Raw genomic sequence first — 20,400 nt, 5'->3', positions numbered from 1 at the left:
CGGAGATGGAGACCGAGACACGATCACTGGGGGATGCCATGCACGCCGTACGCCTGTACGCCTTCGGGCCGGCCGAGAACCTGACCTATGAGACGGCCGTGGACCCGGTCCCGGGGCCGGGCGAGGTGCGGATCGCCGTGGCCGCGGCCGGGGTGCACCTCCTCGACACCGCCCTGCGCGAGGGACAGCAGGGCCCGCTGCCCGAGCTGCCCACCCTGCCGACCGTCCCCGGCCGCGAGGTCGCGGGGGTCGTGGACGCCCTCGGCGACGGCGTGGCGGAGGCCTGGCTCGGCCGGAGGGTGGTCGCCCACCTGGGCTTCGCGCCCGGCGGCTACGCCGAACTCGCCGTCACCGGCGCCGAACGCCTGCACGAGATCCCGGACGGACTGGGCTTCGCCGAGGCCGTCGCGATGATCGGGACGGGGCGTACGGCGCTGGGGATCGCGCAGTTCGCCGAGCCGGGGCCGGACGACGTGGTCGTCGTACCGGCGGCCGCGGGCGGCATCGGCACACTGCTCGTGCAGCACGCCAAGAACGCCGGAGCGACGGTGGTCGGCCTGGCGGGCGGCCCGGAGAAGACCGCCCGGGTGCGCGCGAACGGCGCCGATCTCGCCGTCGACTACACCGACTCCGGCTGGCCCGCCAAGGTCCGCGCCCACCTCGGCGGGCTCCCCGCCACGATCGTCTACGACGGTGTCGGCGGCGCGGCCGCCCGGGAGTCCGTGGCGCTGCTCGGACCCGGCGGCCGGCATCTCATCTTCGGCTGGTCGGCGGAGGGCATCGGGGAGGGACGTCAGGGCTACTCCGTCGACGGGCTCTCCGAGTCGGTGCTCGGCCCGGCGATGCTCCAGAAGGCCGGCGGCCTGCGCGCCCTCGAACTGCGCGCCCTCACCGAGGCCGGCGAAGGCCGCCTGCGCCCGGCCGTCACCCGCTTCCCCCTCTCCGAGGCGGCCGCCGCGCACCGCGCGCTGCAGAACCGCGGCACGATCGGAAAGGTGGTGCTGGAGCCATGAGGCACAAACGTGGCGAAGCCTTGCGGCAGGGATGCGGCGAACCCCTGAGGCAGAGGCCCGGCGCCCCCCGAAGCAGGGGCACGGCGAACCTCTGAGCCCCGGCCACCGCCGGTGCCTCAGTGCCGCCCCGCCACCCGGTCCGCGACACGGGCCAGCCGTGAGGACTCCGTGCTCGGGTGGAGGAGTTCGTTTCGGTCGGCGGCGCGGTAGGTGGCGTACATGCCCTGGACGCCCAGCCAGCGGAAGGGTTCCGGCTCCCACTTGCGGACCTTGTGGTTCACCCAGGGCAGGTCCGTCAGCTCGGTGCGGCCGGCCTGGCCCGAGTCCTGCTGGACGAGGTCGCGCAGGGTGCGGGCGGCGAGGTTGGTGGTGGCGACGCCCGAGCCGACGTAACCGCCCGCCCAGCCGAGGCCGGTGGCCCGGTCGAGGGTGACCGTGGCGCACCAGTCGCGCGGGACGCCGAGGACGCCGGACCAGGCGTGCTCGATGCGCAGGCCGGCGAGGGCGGGGAAGAAGCGGGTCAGGATCTCCCGCAGGGCCTCGATCGTCTCCGGCTGGGTGCGGCCGTCGTTGTCGGTCCGCGAGCCGAAGCGGTACGGCACCCCGCGCCCGCCGAGCGCGATCCGCCCGTCGGCCGTGCGCTGCGCGTACATGTAGGCGTGCGCCATGTCGCCCAGCGTCTCCCGGCCGTCCCAGCCGATCGCCGCCCACTGCTCGTCGGTGAGCGGCTCGGTGGCGATCATCGAGGAGTTCATCGGCAGCCAGGTGCGCCGCTGGCCCTTCAGGGAGGCGGTGAAGCCCTCCGTGCAGCGCAGGATGTACGGGGCGCGCACCGTGCCGTAGGGGGTCACGGCGTGCTTGGGGCGGATCTCGGTCACCGGGGTCGACTCGTGGATGGTCACGCCGAGCGCCTCGACGGCCGCCGCGAGGCCCTTGACCAGCTTCACCGGGTGCAGCCGGGCGCCGTGCGGGGTCCAGGTCGAGCCGACCGCGCCGGCCATCCTGATCCGCTCGGCGGTCTGCCGGGCGCCGTACAGCTCGCGGTCCTTCTCGCCGTACGACAGCTCGTGCTCGTGGAACGCCTTGAGACGGGCGAGCTGGGCGGGTGTGGTCGCCACTTCCAGTACGCCGCCCCGGTGCACGTCGGCGTCGATGCCCTCGGCCTCGGCGACGGCGACGACCTCGGCCACGGTGTCGTTCATCGCCTTCTGCAGCCGTACGGCGGCCTCGTGGCCGTGCAGCTTCGCGTACCGGTCGCGGCCCGCGATGCCGTTGTACAGCCAGCCGCCGTTGCGGCCGGAGGCGCCGTAGCCGCAGAACTTCTGCTCCAGGACGGTGATACGGAGGAAGGGGGCGGCCTTCTTCAGGTAGTACGCCGTCCACAGTCCCGTGTAGCCGCCGCCGACGATGACGACGTCGGCGGACGCGTCCCCGGGCAGCGGCTCCCGCACCGCCGGAAGACCGTCGTCCGCGTACCAGAAGGAGATGCCACCGTTGACGACATCGCTTGCCGAGGTGCTCATGCGCGGACGTTAACCCACGCAGCAGTCGGTGTCTCCTTCGGATTCCGTGCTTTTCGGGGGCGACAGGGCCGGTCTGGGCGGGTTCCTCGGACGGTGGACGGTGGCAGTGCGACTGGGGATGCTCGCCCGGCAAAGCCTTTCAGGGCCGAGTAGTTGACGTAGAGACTGAGTGGAAGCGGGTCCTACGGGGCGAGGCACGCGCACGGCTGGGAGCCGGTGGGCAGCGAGGTTCGACGGGACGAGGGCGGGGCCGGGGCGGCTGAGCGGCAGAGGGAGCTGGCCGAGGCCGTCCAGGATGCCCACCGTGTGTTGGACGACAACACCACGGCCCGGTCCGTCGAGGCGCTGAGTCCGGTGATCGAGCGGCTGGCCCGCGTCGAGGCCGCGTTGGCGGAGCACGGGGAGGACTTCTCCGCCGTCTTCATCGCCCTGGGTCTCGTGCTCGGCGCGCGCTGTCTGAGCAGGGGTGAAGACACGCCGTCGGGCTCCGGTTCCAAGGACCGGACCGAAGCGCTACGGCGCCTGCGGTGGGCGGACCGCCACGGGCCGCCGGCCCACCTGCTCGTCGTGCAGGCCCGCATGATGCTGATCTTCCTGCTCGCGCCCTGGAACCTGCCCCGCGCCGACGGCACCCGCACCGTCCTGCGGAACGCGCTGCTCACCTCCGGCCACCAGGAAGACCTGCTGACCGAGTCGCTGCGCCAGGACCTCACCGAGGCCGGCGAGGTCGCCGACCGGATCGCCGCGGCACCGCTCGACGCGGAGTTCCAGGAGCGGACCGCGAGGGTCAAGGGGGTCATCGAGCGGATGCTGGCTCCGGGCGCCGCCTTCGCCGACGACACGGCTGGGGCCGGCGGCGGGCCGGATGCCGACGACACGGCTGCCGCCGGCGGTGGACCGGACGTCGATGACTTCGATGACGTCGATGACACGGACGGCACCGAGGACACGGACGACCCCGAGAGCGTGCTGCTTGATGCCGTACGCGGCCTGGTGTCCCTGGCCGGCGCACGCAGCACGGCGAAGTTCACCCGCATTCTGCTCTGGCTGATCGCAGCGTTGGGGCCCCGGACCGGCGACCACGCGGGCGAGGATCTGGAGCTGGACTCGGAGGCCTCGGCGCTGTTGCGCCGGGCCGCCGTCGGCCGCGCGGCCGGCACCGAAGGCATCCGCCACGCTGCCGACCTGGCACTGAGGACCCTCCACACGCTGCCGCCGGACGCACCCGAACGGGGCCGGGTCGCCAGGCTCCACGCCTACCTGCTGGTCGAGGTGGAGGCGCTCGAACCCGGATCGGTCGACTTCCGCACCGTCGAGCGGCCCACGCCGGACCGGGCCGACGACGACGGCAACCGTCTCGAGGACTGGCCGGTCGGTCTCACCCTGGAGCCAGGTCTGGCCGCCTGTCTCGACGGCCGGCTACGGGACTTCGCTGCCGAACTCGGCGTGCGGGAGCGGCGCCAAGCGGCCGCCATCGACCGGCTGCTGGCCTACCGGACGGGCGATACCGGCTACCTGGAGGACGCGGCCACCCTGCTCGCGGAGGCGATCGACGCGAGCCCCGACTCCTGGTGGGTCATGGCCCTGCGGACGGAGCTGGCCGAGATCCAGGAGCAGGCCGCCTCGTACGGCGGCAGCTTCCACGACGCGGACAGCTCCCTGGCCACCATGCGAGAGCTGGGCGTGGCCCTGCGACACGACGGCTCGCTGCCGCTCGACGCGCCGTTCACCCTGGAGCTCCTCCTCTCCACCGCGGACAGCGAACTGCGCCATGCGGAGCGCACCGGAAACCACGAGGCCCTGCCGCGCCTGGTCGAGGAGCTGCGCGCCCGGTATGCCGCCCTGCCCGAGGACAGCGAGTGGCGGGGCAAGGTCGCGGAGCGGCTGAGCCAGTTCGACCAGCTGGGCACGGACGGCGAGGGCGCGGTTGCCGAGGCGGTGGACCTCGCCGCCGAGCGGGCAGACCTGGAACGCGTGCTCGCCGAGACCCGCCGCAAGCTCGGCGAGCCGGAGGTGTACGCCCAGCACGAGTACGACCAGCGTGTCGTGCTCGGCATGCGGATGTACCTCTCCTTCCTGCGCGGCCTCAAGGACCCCGCGCTGCTGGACGGCGCCATCACCGAGCTGACCCGCGCCCGCGCACTGCTCGCCGAGGGGCGTGGCGGAACGCGGCGCGTGGACGTCCTGATGAAGCTGGCCGAGGTCCACATGATCCGTGCCGCCGGGGGCGGCCCGCGTGCCTCCGAGGACAGGCGGGCCTTCGTGGAGATCACCCGCGAGGCGCTGGGCGAACTCGCCGCCGACGTCCTGCTCCAGATCGGCGCCGACCACGGCCTGTCGGCGGCGCTCCTGGGCGCCGTACTGTCGCGGCGGCTGGCGCTCGTCGCCCACCGCACCGGCCGGCCGGCCGACGAGGTGGCCGATCTGGAGAAGGGGCGCGCCCTGGTGCTCAAGGCCGCCGCCGCATCCCGACGAAGCATCCCCGAACTCCTCGACACCGCCGGTCACCCCGACCTGGCCCGACAGTGGCGCGCGCAGATCCATGCGGACCCACTGCGGCCGACGCCCGAAAGGGACCCATCGCGGCCGACACCCGAAACAGACCCACCACCCCCACCAACCGCAGCCACAGCCGCACCACCCCCACCCACCAACGGCCCACCCATCCCCAGCGCCCTCCGCCGCAAGGCACTCGCCGCGCTCGGCGTCCGCCCCGGCACCGCCGAAGGCCCGGGCATCCGGCAGTTGGTGGGCGCCGCCGACGTGGCCCAGCTGACGGCGGGCCTCGCCGCCACGGGCACGGACGCGCTGGTCTATCTGGTGCCCGGGGCGCCTCTGGCCAACGGCTCGTGGCCCGGCCACGCGCTGATTCTGCGTCCCGGCGCCCGCCCCACCACGCTTTCCCTGCCGGAGTTGACCAACCCCGACAGCGGGCCGCTGGGGCGTTTTCTCGACGCCGGGGCAGGACGCTCCCGGGCGCTCGCCGACCCGAAGCTGCACGCGTCGTGGAAGGCCGCCTGGGAGGGGCACTGGCAGGCCGCGCTGCGCGAGCTGTGCGAGTGGGCCTGGAAGGCGGTGATGGGCCCGGTGCTCACGGCCGTACGCCCGAAGCTCGCGGCCCTGGGACCGCTGGCCCGGCCGCCGAGGATCGTGCTGGTGCCCTGCGGCCGGCTCGGTGTCGTGCCGTGGCACGCCGCACGCCTCCGGGGGCTCGGCGAGCACGGCCACCGGTACGCCTGCCAGGAGGCCGTCCTCAGCTACGCCCCGTCCGGCACCCACTTCCTCGCCGCGGCCGCCCGGCGGCGGATGCCTCCCGCCGACGGGCCGCAGGTGCTCGTCGCCGACCCGGAACTGACGCTCCCGTGGGCCGAGGTGGAGACGGTCGCGCTGCGTGCCGGCTGCTATCCCGACGCCCTCCGGTACGGCGAGTTCGTCACCACCGACGAGGTGCCGGACGCCGAAGGCACGCCGGCGGAGCTGCTCGCCGTGCTGCCCGGCGGCGCGTCGCCGGCGTCGGTGGTCCACCTGTCCTGCCACGCCGTCGCCGCGCCACGCCCCACCGACTCCGCACTGTGGCTGGCCGCCCCGCCCGGCGCGGGCCAGGACGCCGGCCGACTCACCGTGGCCGGCATCCTCGACGGCGCGTCGGGGCGCCGGCCGGACTCCGCGGGTCCGCTGGTCGTGCTCAGCGCCTGCGAGACCGACCTGAGCACGCGCCACCACGACGAGGCGCTGACCCTCGCCACCGCGCTGGTCACGGGCGGCGCCGCCGACGTCGTGGGCTCCCGCTGGGCCGTGCACGACAGCGCCACCGCCGTGATGATGGCCGTCTTCCACCACCACCTCACCGCCGGCGGGCTGGCCCCGCCCGACGCCCTGCGCGCCGCCCAGTTGTGGATGCTCAACCCGCACCGCAAGGCCCCGCGCACCCTCGACGGCCTCCTCCGCCGCGAGGCCACCCGCCCCGACCTCCACCGCCTGCACAACTGGGCCGCCTTCACCCACCAGGGCAACCCGGCGCCCGCGCCGGCGGGATGAGGGGCACGTCAACCGGTGAAGGCGGCCCGCAGAGCGGCCAGTGTTTCCTTCGGATTCCACACCTTGCCGCGGCCTCGGACCAGCGGATAGCAGCCGAGGCCGATCAGTACCGACAGGAAGTGCCCGAAGTCGGTGAAGGTGCGGCTGGTGGCGAGCGGGACCGTGTAGATCGCGAGCAGGACGGCCAGGTACAGGTACCGCCAGGGCGCCGCGATCCGGTAGGTGAGCACCGCCATCACGCCCGCCAGGGCGTAACTGACGCCGATGTCCAGGGTGTTGACCGCCGAGTGCGGGGCCATGCCGTCGCGGATCGCCTTCAGCAGGGCCAGCTCGCTGATCAGCGTGGCGAACGCGTGCGCGGACACGCACACCGCGAGCCAGCGCAGGGTGCCGAGCCAGCGTTCGGCCTGGGCGTGGAAGACGGTGTACAGGACGGCGTACGGCAGCCAGCGCCCGCTGTCGATCCACATCGCGCTGGTGATCAACACCCGTACCGGGTTCTGGGACAGCTCGTGGATGTTGGTCGACCGCTGCCGCAGGAAGTCCTCCTCGAAGTCCGGCGACATGTGGTGCAGGGCGACGGTGGTGAGGAACAGGATCAGCAGCCAGACGTAGGTGCCCGGGGCGCTGCGGACGTAGGCCGCGACCGCCCGGAGCCCACGCCGAAATCGGATGATCCGGTTCACAGAAGTCAGTATGGTCGGCAAGGTGATCGAGGTGCCTGGCGAGCTGGCCGCTTCTCAGCAGAAATTCAACGGGGAGGCGGGGCGGGCGTTCATCGCGGACCTGCCGCGGCGGGCCGGGGATTTCCTCGGGCGCTGGGAGCTGCGGGTCGACGGACCCGCGATGTACGGGGTGACCGCGCTGGTCCTGCCGGTCGTGCGGGGCGACGGCAGCCCGGCCGCGCTGAAGCTGCAGCTGCTCGACGAGGAGAGCGCGGGCGAGCCGGTGGCCCTGCGGACCTGGGCCGGGGACGGGGCCGTACGGCTGCTGGAGCACGACGAGCCGACCTGCACGCTGCTGCTGGAGCGGCTGGACGAGAGCCGCATGCTGACAGGTCTGCCGGACGCGCGCGAGGCGGTCCTGGTCATCGCCGGGCTGCTGGAGCGGCTGACGTCCGTACCTGCCCCCGCGGGACTACGCCGTCTGGGCGATGTCGTGCGGGCGATGCTGGACCAGGTCCCCTGGGCGCTCGGCCGGATCGCGGATGCGGCGGACCGCCGTCTGGTCGCGGACTGCGCGGCCGCGGTGCACGAGGTGGTCGCCGAGCCCGGTGACCGGCTGCTGCACTGGGACCTGCACTACGACAACGTCCTGGCGGCCGACCGGGCGCCGTGGCTCGCCATCGACCCCAAGCCGCTGGCCGGCGACCCCGGCTTCGACCTGCTGCCCGCGATCGACAACCGGTACGACCCGGCCGAGACCCGCTGGCGCTTCGACGCACTGACGGCGGCGCTGGGCCTGGACCGGGAGCGGGCGCGAGCCTGGACGCTGGGGCGGGTGCTGCAGAACTGCCTGTGGGAAGTCGAGGACGGCAGGCCGTTGGAGGACGTGCAGCTGGAGATCGGGCGGGAGCTGCGCGGCGGCTGACACGCCACCGGATGGCCTATCCGGACATCATTGAATAAACCAGTCATACCGTACGCGATATGAAGAGATGTCACATCGCATATCTCGCGTGCACCGCGGCCCTCATCGGCGCGGGGCTGGGGGCGGCTCCCGCTGCGGCCGCCCACAAGACCCTGGTGGTCCACCCGGGCGAGTCCATCCAGAAGGCCGTGGACGCCGCACAGGCCGGGGACACCGTTGTCGTGCTCGGTGGCACCTATCACGAGAGCGTCAAGATCACGACGCCCCGGGTGACCCTGCGGGGCGTCGGCGCCGGGACGGTGATCAAGCCCGTCAACAAGAAGTCCGCGCAGAAGGCCGCCAACAGCTGTGCCGAGGGCGGCTACGGCATCTGTGTGGTGGGCACCAAGGCCAAGAACGTCGAGGGCGTCACCGTCGAGGACCTGGCCGTGACCGGCTTCAGCCGGACCGGTGTGTTCGGCATGGCGACGGACACCATGACCGTGCGCCGGGTGTACGCCTACAAGAACGGCGTGTGGGGCATCGCCATGGAGCGGTCCGTGCACGGGCAGCTCCTGTACAACTACGCGCACGACAACGGCGACGCGGGCCTGCTCCTCGCCAACACCATCACGGAGGAGGCGGGCGCCTACGACGCCAAGCAGACGCTGGTCGCGCGCAACCGTCTGGAGGGCAACCGGGTCGGCGTCACCGTCCGCCGGCTGCGCAACCTCACCGTCGCGGAGAACTACGTCACCGGCAACTGCGCCGGCGTGTTCGTCGTAGGTGACGAGAACAAGCCCAAGGCCGGCGCCCTGGAGGTGGCCTCCAACCGCGTCGTCAGGAACAACAAGTCCTGCCCGAAGACCGACCGGCTGCCCGCCCTGCAGGGTTCCGGCATCGTGCTGACCGGCACCGAGAAGGTCTCGGTCACCGGGAACGTGGTCACCGGCCACGCGGGCAAGTCCCCGCTGTCGGGCGGCATCGTGCTGTTCAAGAGCTTCGTGGGCGCCACCGGCGAGAAGAACCGGGTCAGCGACAACATGCTGGCGGACAACTCCCCGGCGGACCTGGTCAACACCGAAACCGGCAAGGACAACGCCTTCGCGCACAACGCCTGCCGGGCCTCCAAGCCCGCGGGCCTGTGCTGACCGCACACGCACTGCCCCTGCTGGACCGACGAAGGCCGAAGAGAGAGAGGGCGGCAGATGACGACCGCTGAAACAGCCCCACCGCCACCCATGCGGCTGCGCGAACTCGTGTTCGGCGCGGCCTGTGCCGCCGCCGTCCGGGCGGCGGCCCGGCTGGGCGTCGCCGACGCCCTCGAGAACGCGCCGATGGCCGTCGAGGACCTCGCGGCCGCGGTGAAGACCGAACCGAAGCCGCTGCGCCGGCTGCTGCGGGCCCTGTCCTGCTACGGCGTCTTCGCCGAGCAGCCGGACGGCACCTTCGCGCACACCGAGATGTCCCGGCTGCTGCGCGAGGACGACCCGAACAGCCTGCGCGCCATCGCCCTGTGGTGCACCGAGCCGTGGACCTGGGACGCCTGGCCCCGGCTGGACGAGGCGGTGCGCACCGGAAAGAACGTCGTGGAGGACCTCTACGGCAAGGAGTTCTTCACCTACCTCAACGAGGACGCCCCCGAGTCCGCGGACGTCTTCAACCGCGCGATGACCCGCTCCAGCGAGCAGTCGGCGCGGGAGGTGGCGGCCCTGCTTGACCTGTCCGGAGCCAGGTCCGTCGCGGACATCGGCGGCGGCCAGGGGCACGTGGTGGCGTGCCTGCTGGACAAGTACCCGGAGATGCGCGGCAGTCTGCTCGACCTGCCCCGGGTGGTGGAGAACGCCCTGCCGCGGCTGCGCGAGGGCGGCGATCTCGCCCACCGCGCGCGGATCGTGCCCGGCGACGCCAGGGAGGCGATCCCGGTCCCGGCCGACGTCTACATCATCAAGAACATCCTGGAGTGGGACGACGAGAGCACGGCCCGGTTGCTGCGCAACGTCGTCGAGGCGGGCGGCCCCGGCACCCGGGTCGTCGTCATCGAGAACCTGGTGGACGACACCCCCTCGATGCGCTTCAGCACCGCCATGGACCTGCTGCTGCTCCTCAACGTCGGCGGGGCCAAGCACACCACCGACTCCATGGTGAGCAGGCTGACCGCGGCGGGCCTCAGGGTGGAGGACATCCGCCCGGTCAACCCGTATCTGCACGCGTTCGACTGCCACGTGTCCGGGTGACGGGGCACCCGGACACACAGCACCGGCCGCCGGGCCCGCGACGCTGCGGGCCCGGCGGCCGGTGGCCGTCCGGGGGTACCGTACGGCTCAGTCGCGCTCCCAGACATAGAAGCGGTGGGCCATCGCGTCCTTGGGGGACCTCCAGGTCTCCGGGTCGTACGCGCTGACGTACGCCTGCAGCCGCTCGCTGACGTCACGGAACTCGGGGTGGTTCGTCACCTTGGCGATGGCGGGTCCCGGCTCGCGCTCGGACTCGATCAGGTGCATGTACACATCGCCGAACTGGAAGAGGCTGCGCCGCACGACACCGACGAGGTGGGGCAGCTCTCCGCGGTCGGAGTCCGCGAACACCTTGGCGATGTCCGGGGCGGAGCCCGGGGCCATCCGGGCGACGATCAGGGCCTGGTGCATGGGACGTGCTCCTCCTTCCGGTTCAGTCGGCCAGGGCCGGTGCGGGCCGGTGTCCGGCGGCGGCCTTCTCGATCTTGTCCCGGATGAGGGCCAACTGGACCTTGGAGTTCTTGTTGATGTTGTCGGTCATCCAGGCGTCGTCGACCGGGGCGTCGGGCTTCATCGCGAAGTCCTGCGTCCAGATCATCCGGGTGCCGGCCGGGGCCTCCTCGTACCGCCAGTGGATGTCCATGTGGGCGAAGGGGCCGGTCTCGACGCGGCGGGCCTTCACGGTGAGCGTGTCGCGGTCGGGCGTGCGCTCGGAGACCCAGCTCCAGACGGTGCCGTTGTCGTCCGGGTGCATGGTCAGCCGGAACGTCGTCTTCTTCCCCTCCCGGGAGAGGATCTCGACGGACGCGTACTCGCTGAACAGCTGGGGCCAGCGCTCCAGGTCGTTGGTCATGTCCCAGACCAGGTCGAGCGGCGCGGCGATGGTGATCTCGTTCTGCGTGTGTCCTGCCATGTCAGGCTCCTGCCATCAGAGTGCTGTTGACGAGGTCGAGGAACTGCCGGGGCGTCTTGCAGCGCTCCGCGTCGGGCGGCATCGGGGTGCCGTGCCGGTTCTCCAGCTCGCCGACGATGCCGAGCAGGCCGAGCGAGTCGACGCCGAGGGCGTCGAAGCCGGACTCGCCCTGCTCCAGCAGCAGGTCCGGGGCCACGGTGACCCCGGCGGCCTTCTTCATCAGCGCGGCCAGTTCTTCCACGGTGATCTGTGCGGTCATGCGATTCCCTCCTGTACTGCTAGGCGTTCACGGCGCCGTGCCGGAGCACCAGCGCCGAGTTCGACCCCATGAGTCCGCGGCTGAGCACCAGCGCCGTACGCAGCTCGGCGACGCGGGCGCGGCCGGTCACGAGGTCGAGGTCGTGGCAGACGTCGAAGACGTTCGGCGTCGGCGGGATCAGTCCGTGCTCCATCGCGAGCACGGCCGCCGCGGTGTCCAGCACGGGCGCCGCGCAGTAACCCCGGCCGATGCCGGTCTTCGGCGCCGTGACCGGTACCCGGGTGCCGTGCGCGCCGAGGGCGTCGGCGAGCGCGAGCGCCTCGGCCCGGTCCGCCTCCGGCACCCCGAGGGCGTCGGCGAAGACGACGTCGACCTCCTCGGGCGCACAGCCGGCCTCGGCCAGGGCCTGCCGGATGGCGTGCGCCAGACCGTCCTGGGACTCGGCCCAGCGGGAGGCGCCGGTGAAGGTGGCCGCATGCCCGGCGACGAAGGCCCGGATGTCCGCGCCGCGCTCGCGGGCGGAGCGCTCCGCCTCGACCACGAGCATCGCGCCGCCCTCGCCCGGCACGAAGCCGCAGGCGGCGTCTGTGAACGGGCGGTAGGCGCGGGCCGGATCCTCCTCACGGCTCAGCTCCTCGTAACCGAGCTGGCAGACCATCGAGTACGGCGCCAGCGGCGCCTCGGTGGAGCCGGCCACGATCACGTCGGTGCCGCGCCGTACCGCCCGCGCCGCGTGTGCGAGGGCGTCCAGACCGCCGGCCTCGTCGGAGGCGACGACCGAGCAGGGGCCCTTGAACTTGCGGCGGATGGAGATCTGGCCCGTGCTCGCGGCGTAGAACCAGGCGATGGACTGGTACGGGCCGACGAACCGGCTGCCCTTGCCCCACAGCTGCTGCAGCTCGCGCTGGCCGAACTCGCCGCCGCCGGACCCGGCGGCGGTGACCACCCCGATGGAGTACGGCTCCTCGGAGGTGTCGGCCTGCCCGAGCCGGGCGTCGTCCAGCGCGAAGTCGGCCGCGGCCATGGCGAAGTGCGTGAACCGGTCGGTCTGGACCAGGAACCGCTCCTCGATCGTCACGGACGGATCGAAGGCGCGGACCTCGCCGGCCACCTTCAGCGGAAGGTGCTCACAGCCCTCGCGGGTGATCCGGTCGAGGACGCTGAGACCTCCCTGGGTGGCCTTCCAGAAGGTGTCGGTGCTGGTGCCGTTGGGCGCGACCACCCCGATGCCGGTGACGGCCGCGCGCCGGTCATGCGGTTCGCTCATCGTGTCCTCTCCCTAGTCCGGTCCCTCGTCCGGGTCAGGACCACCGCGGACTGGAAGCCTCCGAACCCGCTGCCCACGGACAGGACGCTGGTCAGCTTCCGTTCGCGGGCGACGCGCGGGACGTAGTCCAGGTCGCACTCGGGGTCGGGGGTCTCGTAGTTCGCGGTCGGGGGTACGACCTGCTTGGCGAGGGCCAGCACACACGCGACCACCTCGATCGCCCCGATCGCCCCGAGGGAGTGCCCCACCATCGACTTGATGGAGCTCATGGGGGTGTCGTAGGCGTGGTGGCCGAGCGCCCGCTTCACAGCCGCCGTCTCGTGGCGGTCGTTCTGCCGGGTGCCGGAACCGTGGGCGTTGACGTAGTCGATCGCCGTGGGGTCGAGCCGGGCGTGGTCGAGCGCGGTCTCGATCGCCCGGGCCATCTCCAGGCCCTCGCTGGTCAGGCCGGTCATGTGGTAGGCGTTGCCGAAGGTGGCGTAGCCACCCAGCTCGCAGTACACGTGCGCACCGCGGGCCCGGGCGTGTTCCAGCTCCTCCAGGACGAGCACCGCACCGCCCTCGCCCATGACGAACCCGTCACGGTGGTTGTCGAAGGGCCGGGAGGCGTGTGCGGGGTCGTCGTTGTTCGGGGACGTGGCCTTGATCGCGTCGAAGCACGCCATGGTGATCGGGGAGATCGGCGAGTCCGACGCGCCCGCTATGCAGATGTCGGCCCTGCCCTCCTCGACGGTGTGGAAGGCGTACCCGACCGCGTCCAGGCCGGAGGTGCAGCCGGTGGAGACGGTCTGCACCGGCCCCTGGGCGCCGAAACGTTCCGCCACCGCGGCGGCGACCGTGCTCGGCGAGAACGCCCGGTGCAGATGCGGCTCCGCCTCCCGGTCGTCGACGTCCCAGCGCTGCCCGCGGTGGCTGACCAGGACGTAGTCGTGCTCCAGGCGGGTGGTGCCGCCGACCGCGGTGCCCACCGAGACCCCGACCCGCCAGGGATCCTCCCGGGCCAGGTCGAGACCCGAGTCCCGGACCGCCTCCTCCCCGGCGACCAGGGCGAACTGGATGTACCGGTCCGCCCGGGCGACCTGGTCCGCGTCCAGGCCGTGCGCCGCCGGGTCGAAGTCGCACTCGGCGGCGATCTGCGACCTGAGCCCCGAGGGGTCGAAGAAGGTTATGCCCCGCGTCGCGGTCCGGCCGTCGGCAAGCAGATCCCAGAATGCCGGTACGCCGATGCCGCCCGGAGCAACGATGCCTATGCCAGTGACCGCCACGCGCCGGGTCATGACCGAACCCGACCCCGGTCGGCCGCGTGCGCGGCACCCGCCTCGGTGACCACCGCGGCGGCCCCGATGACCTCGGTCTCCTCGGTGTCGACATGGCCCAGCTGCGGCCGCGGGGCCAGCGGACCCAGGTGGAAGACGATCCGCGCCTCCACCTTGCCGACGTTGCGGAAACGGTGCCGCATGTGGGCCGGGATCATCAGACCCTGCTCGGGCCTGAGCGCGTGCGGCTCACCGTCCAGGTCCACCTCCAGCTGCCCGCAGACGACGTAGACGAACTCCTCGGAGTACGGGTGGTAGTGCTCGCCGATGCGGTCACCGGGCTGCACGATGGCCACGCCCATGAAGCCGCTGGTGGAGCCGACCGTGGCAGGGGTGAGCATGGCGCGCAGGTCGCCACCTCGCCGGACGTTGGGCTCGACCTCACTGAGGTCCACGATTTTCGGACGGGGTTTGATGGACAACGTTTCCTCCGTTGGGTGTCTGCGTCGGCGCGCGGCGCTGGGGAGACCCGGCCGCCGGATCAGGCGTCCGGCGAACGGCGGTCGGTGATCAGGTCCATACGGGCGACCTCGGCGTCGAGCAGCTCCCGCACCTCGGCGGCCACCCGGGCCTCCCGGGGCAGCACCTCGGCCTCCTGGTCGCCGCGCATGTCGACCAGGCGCACCACCACGTCGTCCCGCTGGAAGACCGTGCTGCGCAGCACCGGGCTCGCCGGGTCGTCCGCGGACGCCGTGTCGGCCTGCGCGATCAGCTCGGCCAGCCGCATCCCGCGGCCGGGCCGGGCCGGGTAGTACAGGGCCTGCCGCCTGCCCTCCGACTGGTCCTCCGTGCTCACGTGGTGCACGGCCGGCAGCGCCGCCCGGGTGAAGAACATCCGGGCCGAGTCCTGGTCGTTGAGGTCCCGGTCCTGCTCCAGATACGGGTTGATCGCCTCCTCGACGGCCCGCACCTCCGGCTGGCTGGCCACGTGCCGGAGCGCCGCGAGCAGATCGCCGCGCACCTCGATGGCCCGCACCACCCGGTTGCCGTGCATGAACAGCGAGGTCCGGCACAGCCGCGTCGTGTCGTCGACCCGGGCCTCGGGCGAGGCGTAGTCCGCGAGGATCCTCGCGACCTTCTTCTCGCTGCCCGGCTTGACCGTGAAGGTCAGCGCGTGCCGGATCACCCCGTCGCCGATGCGCGGGTGAGCCTGCAGCCGGCGCTCCGCCGACTGGTGCTGCTCGGCGCCGCCGGTCTCACGCACGATGTGGAAGCGCAGCGACCGGGTGTCCCGGACACAGCTGTGCAGCGGCTGCACCATCCGCACGTGCTCCTCGCTGTTCACCCAGGTGAGGAACGGCGGAGCACTCTCCCACTCACTCGTGATGAGCCATTGGGACGGATTCTCGATCGACTGGCACAGTTGGTCGCTGACATGGCCGGGCACCGACGCAACCTGCTTGCACAGCTGCTCGTACGCCTCGAGGAACTGCTGCTGTGCGCCGTCGTAGACGTCGACCAGGAGGACGACCCGGAGCCGGGAGCCGTCGAACACGGACTGGGAGACACGCTTCGACACCTCGCGTGTCAGCTTCTCTGAAAGACGTTCAGACGTCGTGGTCATCCTGCACACATCTCCTTCGCGGGGCAGAGCCATCGCCGGCCGCGAGTGACGCGACGGCAGCGTTCCTTGATCCTGTGCCGGACCCCACAAGCCCGCGACTCGTATGAACCACGCGGGTGATTGGGCACGCGGAGCAGGCGCCACCGGGCAAGAGAACTCACAGGCGCCCCACACGCGCACCCCTGCCTCTGGAGGCCTCGATGCAGCAAAGAGCCGACCACCGGATCCCCGTCCTCATCGTGGGCGGCTCCCTGGTGGGCCTGTCCATGTCCGTGTTCCTGGGCCGTCTCGGTGTGCGGCACATGCTCGTCGAACGGCACTCCGGGACCTCGGTCCACCCACGCGGACGCGGCAACAACGTGCGGACGATGGAACTCTTCCGGGTGGCCGGCATCGAGCCGGACATCAGGGCGGCGGCCTCACTCCTCGCCGACAACCACGGCATCCTCCAGACACCCACTCTTGTGGGTGATGCCGGCGAATGGCTCTTCAAGCACATCGACCCCGGCGGCGGACTCGCGAGGTTCAGCCCCACCAACTGGTGCCTGTGCAGCCAGAACGACCTCGAACCCGTCCTCCTCGACAACGCCCGGGAACTCGGCGGCGACCTGCGCTACTCCCACCGGATGGAGTCCTTCGAACAGGACGACTACGGAGTGACCGCGGTGATCCACGACCGCGCCGCCGACGAGCGCTACACCGTCCACGCCGACTACCTGATCGCCGCCGACGGCCCCCGCAGCCCCCTCCGCACCGCGCTCGGCATCCGCCAGACGGGCCCCGGCGACCTCTTCGCCAACGTCAGCGTCACCTTCCGCTCCGCAGGCCTCGCCGACGTCGTCGGCGACCGCCGCTTCATCTGCTGCTACCTCACCCACCCGGACGCCGACGGCGCCCTCCTGCCCGTCGACAACAAGGAACGCTGGGTCTTCCACGCCCCCTGGCACCCCGAGCACGGCGAAACCCTCGACGCGTTCACCGACGAACGCCTCCAACGCCACATCCGCCAAGCCGTCGGCGTCCCCGACCTCGACGTCAAAATCACCGGAAAGGCGTCCTGGCGCGCCGCCGAACGGGTCGCCGACCGCTACTCCTCCGGCAGGGTCTTCCTCGCCGGCGACTCCGCCCACGAGATGTCCCCGACCGGCGCCTTCGGCTCCAACACCGGCATCCAGGACGCCCACAACCTGGCCTGGAAACTGGCCGCCGTCCTGGCTGGCTGGGCCGGCCCCGGCCTGCTCGACTCGTACGACACCGAACGCCGCCCGGTCGCCCTCGCCACCAGCGCCCGCGCCTCCGCCCGCTCCGTCGAACACAGCCACCCCGGCTTCGCCCCCGCCCCCGGCGTCGGCGGCGGCAAGCGCGGCGGCATCCTCAACGTCGTCCTCGGCTACCGCTACCCGCACGACACCGACCCCGACCACCCGGTCGTCCCCGACACCCTCGACCTCACCGGACAGCCCGGCACCCGCGCCCCCCACCTCTGGCTACGCCGCGCCGGCACCCGCCTGTCCACCCTCGACCTCTACGAACGCTCCCTGGTCCTGCTCACCGACGCCCCGGACGACGCGGGCTGGCACGCGGCGGCCCGCCGCATCGCCGACACGGACGGAGTACCACTCGCCGCATACCGCATCGGCCCGGGCGCCGACGCGGACCTCACCTACGACACCGAGCCCACCGACTGGGCCCAGGCCCACGGCACGACCGCCGACGGAGCGGTTCTGGTACGGCCGGACGGGTTCGTGGCATGGCGCGCCACGGGCGCCGTACCGGATCCGGAAGGGACCCTGCGGGGGGTCCTGAGGACCCTGCTCCGCCCGGCCTGACCCGCGCAAACGAAGAAGGCCACCCGCACGGTGAGGTGTGGGTGGCCCTCGTTTCGCATGGCGCCGGGTCGGTCACCTCTGGAAGGTGCGGTTCATCTCGGCGATCCGCCCCGCGTGGTAGCGAATGCTGGGGTGGATGGCGCGGGCGTCCGGGGGCAGGGCGTCCGCCTGCTTCTTGATCTTGTCGACCAGTGCGGGCTGATCCGCCCCGGTCAGCCGGAGGACGGCACCGGTGACACCGGCCGCGCCCAGGACCCGCAGCGTGCGCCGCGCGTCGCCGAGGCCGTTGACCTCCTTGCCGTCCGGTCCGAGCACCGCGACGAGCCGGGTGCCGGCGCCCAGCAGCGCGGCCGCGCCGCCGGGGTAGTCGGCGTCCTGTCCGATGGTGTAGACGATGCGGCTGAAGGTGGACAGGCGGCCCTGGAGATCGGTCGTGCCGAACCGGCCGGTGGTGGTGTACCGGACGGTGACGGGCAGATCGGTCGTGCGAAGAGTCGGCTCCCATACCGGAAGCGAGAAGGCCCCGATGCCCGGCAGGGTGTTGCGCCGGTTGAAGCCGCCCGAGACGAAGCTCAGGTCCCGCTGGATCTCCGCCTTCCGGGCCGGGCTCGCCGAGTCCCACTCGGCGCGCAGCCCCTTCGGGTCCAGCGCGCCTTCCGGACCCCTCGGATAGTCGGCCCCGAGTTTCGCCGGGCGCGCACCCCAGGTGACCTGACGGGTGACGTAGTGGGCCTGCTCCACCTCGGACGCGCCGCCCGCGCCACCGCCGACCACCAGCAGGTCGTCGTCGGGACGGTAGCTGGCGCTGGTGTTCTGCCCGCCGTACTGGACCCGGTGGGCCCGGACCAGGGCGTCGAGACGAACCAGCGTCTCAGGCGGGAGGCTGGTGCGGTCGACGGGCTCGCCGCTCGCGGTCAGGACCACGGCCCCGGTCATCGGGTGGACCGAGTAGGCGGAGTCCGGGTCGGCGACGAACCTGGGGTCGCGGTAACCCCCGGGCCGGAAGCCGAGCCGGGCCCGCAGCTCCGGATCCAGGCTCGCCGGGTCGACCACCACTCCGTCCGGGGCGTACGCCGTACGCGTCTCGGGATCCACCGAGTAGCGGGACTCGGGGTCGATCACACGGCGTTCGGTCGGTCGGCCCTGCGGGTCGAGCAGGAACGGCTCGTACAGCCGCTTCGGCAGGCCGTCGACGTTCTGCACACCGAGCAGCCAGCCGGCGTTCGCGGGCAGCTGTCCGGTGAACGCCTCGCCCCGCGGGTCGAGGATCCGTACGTCACCACGGGGGTCGAACACCGCCTGGTAGCCCGTTGCCGGATCGACGAAGGTGCGACCGGCCAGCTGGTCGCCGGCCGCCTGCGGAATCTTGGGCGGGCCGAGACCGGTGGCCACGTCCAGCGAGGCCGCGTACAGCGTCCGGCTGTCACTGGTCGTCAGCCGGTACCGGGCGTCGGCGGGCCAGTCCGCCACGGCCTCCTTGTCCGCTCTGGCCTCGATCCCGGTGACGTTCGCCTGGTACGTGGGCATGCCGGCCAGGGCTCGGGCCACACCGACCGCGCGCCCGAAGGCGGTGGACATCACGAAGTCGTTGCGGTCCTCGGCGAAGTCACCGGGCTGGAAGGGAGCGCCGGGCAACTCGTTGTCCATCGCGGGCTGGGTCAGCCGGAAGTCCCCGAGGTTGTTGACCACCCCGTAGCCGGCGGACACGGTCAGGACGGGCGGCACATCGGTGCCGGTGCTCGTGACCGGGGGCAGGGTGAGGTAGTCGACCGTGGCCGCCCATCCACCGCCGACGATCACATGGGGGATGACCGGCAGCCGCGGATAGCGCGTGTTCAGGGACTTCGTCAGCTCGGCGTCCGCGGTCTCCCGCTGGGCGATCACGCCGTCGGCCCGATCCCTCAGCTCGCGGCGCTCACAGTCCCGTTCGGCGCGGATGTCCTTCAGGACCGCCTGTGAGCCGGCCTTGCGCGCGAGGTCGAGCACCTTGTCGAGACCGGCGGCCGAGCCGGGCACCCGCGCCCGGGCGGATGCGGCCCGCGCCGTCGCGGCCGCCGTGCCGGCCAGCGGCGCGTTGCCCTCCATACGGTGCACAGGGCGGGCCGGCTCCTCGTCGAGCAGACCCATCGCGATCGCGGAACCCAGTGCGGTGTTCTTCACCCGGGCCGAAGCGGCGGGCAGTTGGTCACCGAGGACGCCGAGGGCCGCGACCCGACCGATGTCCCTCGGGCTGAGCGGGATGCGTCCGGCGGTGTCGGCCGTGGTGAGCACGCCCTCGGTCAGCCCGCTGGTGACATCGGGCCGCCGGTTGTCCGCACGGTCGGCGACGATCACCGCCACCTCGGTGAGCCGGGCGGCCACCGCCTGCCGGATCAGATCGGCCGACGCCCGGTCGGAGACCCGCACCACGGCCGCGTGCGGCCCGAGGAAGTGCACGGTCGCCACGGGCGCGTAGGGCAGCGTGCCCGGCATCCGGGTCGGCACCACGCTGATCGTGAAGGAGCCCTGGCCGTCGGGGACCAGGACCTGGTCCCCCACCAGCCGGGCCCCGGCGGGAAGCGGACCCGCGATCAGCGCGGCCTTGATGACGGTGGCCGTACGGGCGGCGCTCGCCGTACTCAGCTCCTTGCCACCGAAGTCGAGCCCGGCGGCCGCATGCGCGATCGGCTCCGGGGCCACGCACACCGCGGTCGCGGTGGTGGCTTCTCTGAGTTCATCGGTGAGCGCGTGGGCGCTCTGAGCGCCCGGGCCGAACGGACCGGCCAGCACGGCACCGGCGCCGCACCACAGGGCCACCGTCCGCCTGAGTCGTGGGAATTCACCGTGCACGGGGATGCCAGGCCCTCCTGTCACTGGGCGGCACCGACCGCCC

At 72.4% G+C, this 20,400-nt stretch carries 16 protein-coding genes; 6 read left to right on the top strand and 10 right to left on the bottom strand.

All coding sequences use genetic code 11. The annotated features are described in order from the left end of the window. Positions 1-38 precede the first annotated feature (38 nt). Positions 39-1,013, top strand: a complete 975-nt coding sequence (locus tag CRP49_RS15455) for a zinc-binding dehydrogenase (protein ID WP_097253879.1) — start codon at positions 39-41, stop codon at positions 1,011-1,013. Between the two features lie 116 nt (positions 1,014-1,129). Here the strand turns inward: CRP49_RS15455 and CRP49_RS15450 are convergent, their stop codons facing one another. Continuing rightward, complete coding sequence (locus tag CRP49_RS15450; protein WP_097253878.1) at positions 1,130-2,536, bottom strand: FAD-binding oxidoreductase; 1,407 nt, start codon at positions 2,534-2,536, stop codon at positions 1,130-1,132. A gap of 216 nt (positions 2,537-2,752) precedes the next feature. On the opposite strand from CRP49_RS15450, the gene CRP49_RS15445 reads away from it, so the two are divergent. Continuing rightward, positions 2,753-6,574 (top strand): CHAT domain-containing protein, encoded by a 3,822-nt coding sequence (locus CRP49_RS15445; protein WP_143669987.1) that lies wholly within the window; start codon positions 2,753-2,755, stop codon positions 6,572-6,574. A gap of 8 nt (positions 6,575-6,582) precedes the next feature. Here the strand turns inward: CRP49_RS15445 and CRP49_RS15440 are convergent, their stop codons facing one another. Beyond that, positions 6,583-7,260 carry a rhomboid-like protein gene (locus CRP49_RS15440; protein WP_257033409.1) on the bottom strand — a complete coding sequence of 226 codons (678 nt, stop codon included), beginning with the start codon at positions 7,258-7,260 and terminating at the stop codon, positions 6,583-6,585. 10 nt (positions 7,261-7,270) lie between these two features. Here CRP49_RS15440 and CRP49_RS15435 point away from each other — a divergent pair, with 10 nt between their 5' ends. The 3 genes from CRP49_RS15435 to CRP49_RS15425 are packed head-to-tail and all read left to right on the top strand — an operon-like array spanning position 7,271 to position 10,380. Next, complete coding sequence (locus tag CRP49_RS15435; RefSeq protein WP_097253876.1) at positions 7,271-8,164, top strand: aminoglycoside phosphotransferase family protein; 894 nt, start codon at positions 7,271-7,273, stop codon at positions 8,162-8,164. Between the two features lie 59 nt (positions 8,165-8,223). Continuing rightward, a complete protein-coding gene (locus tag CRP49_RS15430; RefSeq protein ID WP_097253875.1) occupies positions 8,224-9,294 on the top strand; it encodes a nitrous oxide reductase family maturation protein NosD in 1,071 nt (356 codons plus the stop codon). Positions 9,295-9,351: 57 nt separating this feature from the next. Next, positions 9,352-10,380: a methyltransferase gene (locus CRP49_RS15425; protein ID WP_097253874.1), complete on the top strand. Its 1,029-nt coding sequence runs from the start codon at positions 9,352-9,354 to the stop codon at positions 10,378-10,380. An 87-nt stretch (positions 10,381-10,467) separates the two neighbouring features. On the opposite strand, the gene CRP49_RS15420 is transcribed toward CRP49_RS15425, so the two are convergent. From CRP49_RS15420 to CRP49_RS15390, 7 genes are all read right to left on the bottom strand, one after another. Then, complete coding sequence (locus tag CRP49_RS15420) at positions 10,468-10,791, bottom strand: TcmI family type II polyketide cyclase (protein ID WP_097253873.1); 324 nt, start codon at positions 10,789-10,791, stop codon at positions 10,468-10,470. Positions 10,792-10,813: 22 nt separating this feature from the next. Further along, positions 10,814-11,293 carry an SRPBCC family protein gene (locus tag CRP49_RS15415; RefSeq protein ID WP_097253872.1) on the bottom strand — a complete coding sequence of 160 codons (480 nt, stop codon included), beginning with the start codon at positions 11,291-11,293 and terminating at the stop codon, positions 10,814-10,816. 1 nt (position 11,294) lies between these two features. Beyond that, positions 11,295-11,552 (bottom strand): acyl carrier protein, encoded by a 258-nt coding sequence (locus tag CRP49_RS15410; protein WP_094217094.1) that lies wholly within the window; start codon positions 11,550-11,552, stop codon positions 11,295-11,297. A 19-nt stretch (positions 11,553-11,571) separates the two neighbouring features. Beyond that, entirely contained in the window at positions 11,572-12,819 is a 1,248-nt protein-coding gene (locus CRP49_RS15405) for a ketosynthase chain-length factor (RefSeq protein ID WP_097253871.1), read from the bottom strand. Then, positions 12,816-14,096, bottom strand: a complete 1,281-nt coding sequence (locus tag CRP49_RS15400; protein WP_097253870.1) for a beta-ketoacyl synthase — start codon at positions 14,094-14,096, stop codon at positions 12,816-12,818. The genes CRP49_RS15405 and CRP49_RS15400 overlap by 4 nt, the downstream gene beginning before the upstream one ends. Then, positions 14,093-14,530, bottom strand: a complete 438-nt coding sequence (locus CRP49_RS15395; protein ID WP_097253869.1) for a cupin domain-containing protein — start codon at positions 14,528-14,530, stop codon at positions 14,093-14,095. Before CRP49_RS15395 ends, CRP49_RS15400 begins: the two co-directional genes overlap by 4 nt. Positions 14,531-14,616: 86 nt before the next feature. Then, complete coding sequence (locus CRP49_RS15390; RefSeq protein ID WP_097253868.1) at positions 14,617-15,699, bottom strand: SchA/CurD-like domain-containing protein; 1,083 nt, start codon at positions 15,697-15,699, stop codon at positions 14,617-14,619. A 200-nt stretch (positions 15,700-15,899) separates the two neighbouring features. On the opposite strand from CRP49_RS15390, the gene CRP49_RS15385 reads away from it, so the two are divergent. After that, the gene (locus CRP49_RS15385) at positions 15,900-17,528 is read left to right on the top strand and encodes an FAD-dependent monooxygenase (protein WP_097253867.1); all 1,629 of its coding nucleotides are present in this window, start codon (positions 15,900-15,902) and stop codon (positions 17,526-17,528) included. A gap of 72 nt (positions 17,529-17,600) precedes the next feature. Here the strand turns inward: CRP49_RS15385 and CRP49_RS15380 are convergent, their stop codons facing one another. Further along, entirely contained in the window at positions 17,601-20,357 is a 2,757-nt protein-coding gene (locus CRP49_RS15380) for a hypothetical protein (protein ID WP_143669986.1), read from the bottom strand. Positions 20,358-20,400 lie beyond the last annotated feature (43 nt).

Origin of the sequence: Streptomyces sp. Ag109_G2-15 (assembly GCF_900215565.1) — a bacterium.
Taxonomy (GTDB): Bacteria; Actinomycetota; Actinomycetes; order Streptomycetales; family Streptomycetaceae; genus Streptomyces; species Streptomyces diastatochromogenes.
This window is presented reverse-complemented; position numbering and strand designations above follow the sequence as displayed.

Excerpts from the sequence above, each read along its gene's own strand:
- CRP49_RS15435 (WP_097253876.1), top strand. The coding sequence starts at position 7,271 with ATGGTCGGCAAGGTGATCGAGGTGCCTGGCGAGCTGGCCGCTTCTCAG.
- CRP49_RS15405 (WP_097253871.1), bottom strand. The coding sequence starts at position 12,819 with ATGAGCGAACCGCATGACCGGCGCGCGGCCGTCACCGGCATCGGGGTG.
- CRP49_RS15455 (WP_097253879.1), top strand. The coding sequence starts at position 39 with ATGCACGCCGTACGCCTGTACGCCTTCGGGCCGGCCGAGAACCTGACC.
- CRP49_RS15450 (WP_097253878.1), bottom strand. The coding sequence starts at position 2,536 with ATGAGCACCTCGGCAAGCGATGTCGTCAACGGTGGCATCTCCTTCTGG.
- CRP49_RS15410 (WP_094217094.1), bottom strand. The coding sequence starts at position 11,552 with ATGACCGCACAGATCACCGTGGAAGAACTGGCCGCGCTGATGAAGAAG.
- CRP49_RS15400 (WP_097253870.1), bottom strand. The coding sequence starts at position 14,096 with ATGACCCGGCGCGTGGCGGTCACTGGCATAGGCATCGTTGCTCCGGGC.
- CRP49_RS15425 (WP_097253874.1), top strand. The coding sequence starts at position 9,352 with ATGACGACCGCTGAAACAGCCCCACCGCCACCCATGCGGCTGCGCGAA.
- CRP49_RS15415 (WP_097253872.1), bottom strand. The coding sequence starts at position 11,293 with ATGGCAGGACACACGCAGAACGAGATCACCATCGCCGCGCCGCTCGAC.
- CRP49_RS15420 (WP_097253873.1), bottom strand. The coding sequence starts at position 10,791 with ATGCACCAGGCCCTGATCGTCGCCCGGATGGCCCCGGGCTCCGCCCCG.
- CRP49_RS15385 (WP_097253867.1), top strand. The coding sequence starts at position 15,900 with ATGCAGCAAAGAGCCGACCACCGGATCCCCGTCCTCATCGTGGGCGGC.
- CRP49_RS15430 (WP_097253875.1), top strand. The coding sequence starts at position 8,224 with ATGAAGAGATGTCACATCGCATATCTCGCGTGCACCGCGGCCCTCATC.
- CRP49_RS15390 (WP_097253868.1), bottom strand. The coding sequence starts at position 15,699 with ATGACCACGACGTCTGAACGTCTTTCAGAGAAGCTGACACGCGAGGTG.